4 protein-coding genes are annotated in these 3,291 nt (G+C 36.0%); 2 read left to right on the plus strand and 2 right to left on the minus strand.

The genetic code is table 11. From position 1 onward, the window contains the following. Window positions 1–227: 227 nt before the first annotated feature. Together CBG25_RS15775 and CBG25_RS15780 are read left to right on the plus strand one after the other, a co-directional pair. On the plus strand, window positions 228–1,271 hold the full coding sequence (locus CBG25_RS15775) for a tyrosine-type recombinase/integrase (RefSeq protein WP_290607828.1): 1,044 nt from the start codon (window positions 228–230) through the stop codon (window positions 1,269–1,271). A gap of 72 nt (window positions 1,272–1,343) precedes the next feature. Beyond that, complete coding sequence (locus tag CBG25_RS15780; RefSeq protein WP_290607829.1) at window positions 1,344–1,730, plus strand: solute carrier family 23 protein; 387 nt, start codon at window positions 1,344–1,346, stop codon at window positions 1,728–1,730. A 168-nt stretch (window positions 1,731–1,898) separates the two neighbouring features. Here CBG25_RS15780 and CBG25_RS15785 read toward each other — a convergent pair whose 3' ends face one another. Together CBG25_RS15785 and CBG25_RS15790 are read right to left on the minus strand one after the other, a co-directional pair. Further along, on the minus strand, window positions 1,899–2,351 hold the full coding sequence (locus CBG25_RS15785) for a hypothetical protein (RefSeq protein ID WP_290607831.1): 453 nt from the start codon (window positions 2,349–2,351) through the stop codon (window positions 1,899–1,901). A gap of 568 nt (window positions 2,352–2,919) precedes the next feature. After that, a partial coding sequence (locus tag CBG25_RS15790; protein WP_290603757.1) for a transposase occupies window positions 2,920–3,291 on the minus strand: 372 nt, incomplete at its 5' end.

Raw genomic sequence — 3,291 nt, forward strand, 5'->3', positions numbered from 1 at the left:
TTTGACAAACTTACGTTTGGTGTGAGAAGGCGATTCCAGTTTGCGAGTAAATACGGTCATAAAAGATCTGCGTTTAAAACGAATAAAGCAAATTTTAATCGATAACATGAGCTTTTGCGACAGCCTCATTAAGGACGGTAGAGAATACCTTGTCGAAGAATACGCCGTCAAAGTCAACAGTATTAACGAAGTTAGCCATCAGAGCTTATTGCTACGAAGGATAGGTCATGACCAGAATCAGAAAAATAAAAAATCGAGATTTGCCCCCTAACCTGTACAAAAGAAATGGCTACTATTCCTATAGAGACCCACGTACACGAAAAGAATACGGTTTAGGGAGAAACAAAGCCTATGCAATTAACGAGGCTATCAGTGCTAATCAGTTATTACTCAATGCAGACAATGTAAAGCCTCTGACAGAAAGGATCGATGGACAGGGAACTGTCTATTTTCATGAGTTTTTAGATAGATATGAAGAAATATTGAAAACAAGAGGATTAAGAGAGAAAACATTAAAAGACTATAAGCAAAGAATAGGTGTGATCAGAAAAGGATTTGTTGATGCGCCGATTCAAAACATAACCACAAAAGAGATTGCGGATTTTCTTCAGCTATCTATTAATGAAGAAAGAATAACAACTGCGAAACTAATGCGCAGTTTATTAAATGATTGTTTTAGAGAAGCAATATCATTGGGACTAATACAAATAAATCCAGTGACATCAACAAAAACACCAAAAATAAAAATTCAGAGAGCAAGATTATCTTTAGAAGATTTTAATACTATTTTAGGTTTAATAAATAACGACCATCATTGGTTAACTCATGCTATGAAATTAGCGCTAGTTACAGGGCAAAGAGTATCTGATGTCTCTAAAATAAAATATAAAGATATTCATGATGGGAAATTATGGATAATCCAACAAAAAACAGGATCAAAAATAGCAATCCCTCTTGATATTGAACTTTACGGAATTAAATTATCAAAGACTATTGCAGATTGTGTAAATAATTCAGAGTTTGTCATTAATAATAATGGAAATAAAATTACAGTAGAAAGAATATCAAAAGAATTTAGAAGGTTCAGAGATATTTCTCAATTAAATTGGGTAGGTGAGCCACCCTCTTTTCATGAAATTAGAAGTTTATCTGCTAGACTCTACACTGAAACAATGGGTAGCAATTTTGCGCAAAAGCTGCTCGGACATAAGTCGGCCACAATGACAGCAAAATATCAAGATGATAGAAGCAATGGCTGGATTGAGCTTTGATTTATAGTGAATGAATGGTGAATTATAGTGATAATATTGTTTTATTATATTGATTTTAAATAATAAATTATTATGGCAACTAAACCGATATTAAGAGGAGCCGGCGTCATAATGTTTGGTATGGTCGCCGTATCAGGAATTCGCACGCTCAGCAGTATTACCTATCGACATAATAATAACGAAATGGTAGTAGCACTAACATTAGCTCTTGGCCTGATGCCTATCATGGTGCCACAGTTATTTGAAGGTTTTCCTAGCATGATGCAAATGTTCCTCCATAGCGGCATCACCATAGGTACAGTGATCGCTATTCTGGCCAATTTAACGCTTAATAAAGCATCGTCCACGCTGATGGAAGAAACAGATCCTTCGTCCGCCAATATGTCACCATATGCTCCTATAAGAGCAATAAAACGATGGTTATTATTGAGAAAAACCGAGAAAAATCAAGAGAATTAGTAAAATAAAATCAACGATTAACGGCTGCATTTACTTATTAGTAAGTTAATCGTTAACATTTAAACAATAACCCAAACTTCAACCAGCGTTGGGTTTGTAGTTTTCACTAGCCTTTGTTATAAGTAACATACTTTAACTTAGGCTCAGCGAAAAGTGCTCTCAATAACACTATTTATCAATATAATAGCGGCCAATATTAACTCTCTGCCCTCCAATACCTTTACTTTGTTGATAAAAATAGACGCCGCTATGTTCATTTCCACACAGTAAGGTGATGGTATAGTGGGTAGCTTGACCTTCAAACTCTTCTTGGGCGTTAATTACACCAATATTTGGCTCCACCAAGCGATAACGGTATTTTCCGTGGTATTGTTTGCCATTATTGAGAATATGGTAATCGTATTTACCATCAGCAGAGAAAACCATTTTATAAAGTACACCGGCCATCGGATTATCAGCAGAATAGGGTTGTGTGACTTCCATTAACAGCGGTCGTTTGGTCAATTTATTCATTAAGTTGCAGGTTGTTGCATTCGCGGAGAATCCTGTTGTCAGTAAATAAGCAATCGTTAATAGTTGGAAGTTCCAGCGGCGCCAAATAACAAGAAATTCGACAATCATAATCACTCCTATAATCAGATAGCTATAAAAATTATCAATTTTAACAAAACAGAAACATATTAATGTTTATTATTTTTTATAGCTATTATTATTGGCTTATTTGTGCGATCTGTCTCATTGAAAATTGATGACTGATAATAGTCAGATTTGATAGACATCTAAAAAAACATTAACTCATCTGCTAGCTCAAATTCTACTTTTAAATTCGATATTACGATAAAAACATAATGTAAATAATATGTTAATATTTTAGTCGATAGCGCCTAACCATAGTATTAGAAGATCCAGCTGAAAATCAAATTTCATATATTATGCTAAACTATATTTCTTAATATTGATGAGTTTTTTATTTATTTTAATATATTAATCTGCATGCTTTATATTAATCAATTAATTTATCTTTCAAATAGATAATTAAATCATGCTTAACTTTAGGGCACCTCGAAAAACTCAAGATTTTCAATTAACCCTTGGCTTTCATTCTAAATAATTAGATTTTTTTTGATTATCACGCTACTGATTCTATCGCACATTGCCCTGGCTAGGGCCATTTGACCCATTCTGGGCGTCAGAAAGCCACGATGCACGCGCTCTGGAAGTACGCCAACCGCTTTAGGTTGTAACATGCTGCCATCATCGTCATGGCAAAATTAGCGCGCACCTGTCCAATGGTGCGGATCAGTTTTCTACCCATTTGTTCCATCGCCGCAAATGCATGTTCAACCCGTGCCCTAGTCTTTGCAATCCTGTGGTTTCGCCCTTGCTGAGTCTTGGACAACGGTTTGTTTCGATGGCCTTTACGCTGAATCTGGCTCCTATAGCCGTTTGCCTTCAGCCAAGCTTCCCGCTCCGCAGAGGGATAGCCTCGGTCGGCGTAGATATTGCGATTGGTGTTGGCCTTGTCAATGACCCTTTCGAAATGCTGACTGTCGTGGGTGCT

The sequence above is a fragment of the Arsenophonus sp. ENCA genome, from assembly GCF_002287155.1.
Classification (GTDB): Bacteria; Pseudomonadota; Gammaproteobacteria; order Enterobacterales; family Enterobacteriaceae; genus Arsenophonus; species Arsenophonus nilaparvatae.